The following is a 1,714-nucleotide window of genomic DNA, read 5'->3' as shown; positions in this document are numbered from 1 at the left end:
GCCATCAGCCAGTCGGTCGACGGCTCGAAGGAGAAGGTCGCCCAGGTGGCGAGCATCTCCGCAGCCGACACCGAGATCGGCGGCCTCATCAGCGAGGCCATCGACAAGGTCGGCAAGGACGGCGTCATCACCGTCGAGGAGAGCCAGACGTTCGGCATGTCGATGGACCTGGTCGAGGGCATGCGCTTCGACAAGGGCTACATCTCGCCGTACTTCGCCACCGACATGGAGCGCCTCGAGGCCACCCTCGAAGACCCCTACATCCTGCTCGTCAGCTCGAAGATCAGCTCGGTCCGTGACCTGCTGCCCCTCCTCGAGAAGGTCATGCAGTCCGGCAAGCCGCTCCTCATCATCTCCGAGGACGTCGAGGGCGAGGCGCTGTCCACGCTCGTCGTCAACAAGATCCGGGGCACCTTCAAGTCGGTCGCCGTCAAGGCTCCCGGCTTCGGTGACCGTCGCAAGGCCATGCTCGGCGACATCGCGATCCTCACCGGTGGCCAGGTCATCTCGGAGGAGGTCGGGCTCAAGCTCGACACCGCCGAGCTCGACCTGCTCGGCCGGGCCCGCAAGGTCGTCGTGAGCAAGGACGAGACGACGATCGTCGAGGGGGCGGGCGACCAGGACCAGATCCAGGGTCGCGTCAACCAGATCCGTGCCGAGATCGAGAAGTCGGACTCCGACTACGACCGCGAGAAGCTCCAGGAGCGCCTCGCCAAGCTCGCCGGCGGCGTCGCCGTCATCAAGGCGGGCGCGGCCACCGAGGTCGAGCTCAAGGAGCGCAAGCACCGCATCGAGGACGCCGTCCGCAACGCGAAGGCAGCCGTCGAGGAGGGCATCGTCGCCGGTGGTGGGGTCGCCCTCATCCAGGCCGGTGCCAAGGCGTTCCCCAAGCTCACCCTCGAGGGTGACGAGGCGACCGGCGCGAACATCGTCAAGGTCGCCATCGAGGCACCGCTCAAGCAGATCGCGATCAACGCGGGACTCGAGGGTGGCGTCGTCGCGGAGAAGGTCAGCAACCTCGAGGACGGCTGGGGCCTCAACGCCGCCACCGGCGAGTACGTCGACCTGATCGCGGCCGGCATCATCGACCCGGCGAAGGTGACGCGTTCCGCGCTGCAGAATGCCGCGTCGATCGCCGCGCTGTTCCTCACCACCGAGGCCGTCATCGCCGACAAGCCGGAGAAGCACCCGCCGGCCATGCCCGGCGGCGACGACATGGGCGGCATGGGTTTCTGACCCGAGCCACCTGTCTCACCGCACGAGGGCGGTCCCCCAGCCGGGGGGCCGCCCTCGTGGCGTGTCCGGGGCGTCCCTCAGCGCATCCGCAGGCCGCGCCCTTCCTCACGGGGGCGGCGGGCACGCACGAGCAGCCACCCGGCAGCGCCGACCCACATCGCGACCAGCAGCACCGACGCCACGACGCTCGCACCGGTCGGCAGCTCGTCGCGCCCGAGCAGGAGGAGCGGCACACCGAGCACGCCGAAGGCCAGCACGGCGACACCCTTGGCGGCGGGGCCCCACCGACGCGAGAGCAGCACCATCAGGGTGCCGAGGAACCAGGGGACCGGGGCGATCGCCTCGGTCGCCGGCACCAGGGCCAGCCCGACGGATGCCGTGAGCAGCGCCACCGTCGACCCCTCGAGCCACGGGCTGCCTGCATCGGCGGCGAGGGCGTCGTCGACACCGCCCTCGGCGTCGATCGCCGGCACGGCAG

The 1,714-nt window shown here is 70.0% G+C and carries 2 protein-coding genes; one reads left to right on the top strand and one right to left on the bottom strand.

The window, feature by feature from the left end; genetic code table 11:
• Positions 1–1,236 (top strand): chaperonin GroEL (groL, locus tag RMO85_RS06680; RefSeq protein ID WP_310527805.1); only part of this gene is annotated, 1,236 nt, incomplete at its 5' end.
• Between the two features lie 77 nt (positions 1,237–1,313).
• On the opposite strand, the gene RMO85_RS06675 is transcribed toward groL, so the two are convergent.
• On the bottom strand, positions 1,314–1,714 hold a 401-nt coding region (locus RMO85_RS06675; RefSeq protein ID WP_310527801.1), incomplete at its 5' end, for a hypothetical protein.

Origin of the sequence: Nocardioides sp. (genome assembly GCF_031422975.1) — a bacterium.
GTDB lineage: Bacteria > Actinomycetota > Actinomycetes > Propionibacteriales > Nocardioidaceae > Nocardioides.
The sequence above is the reverse complement of the archived record's forward strand: the minus strand, read 5'-3'. Positions and strand labels throughout refer to the sequence as shown.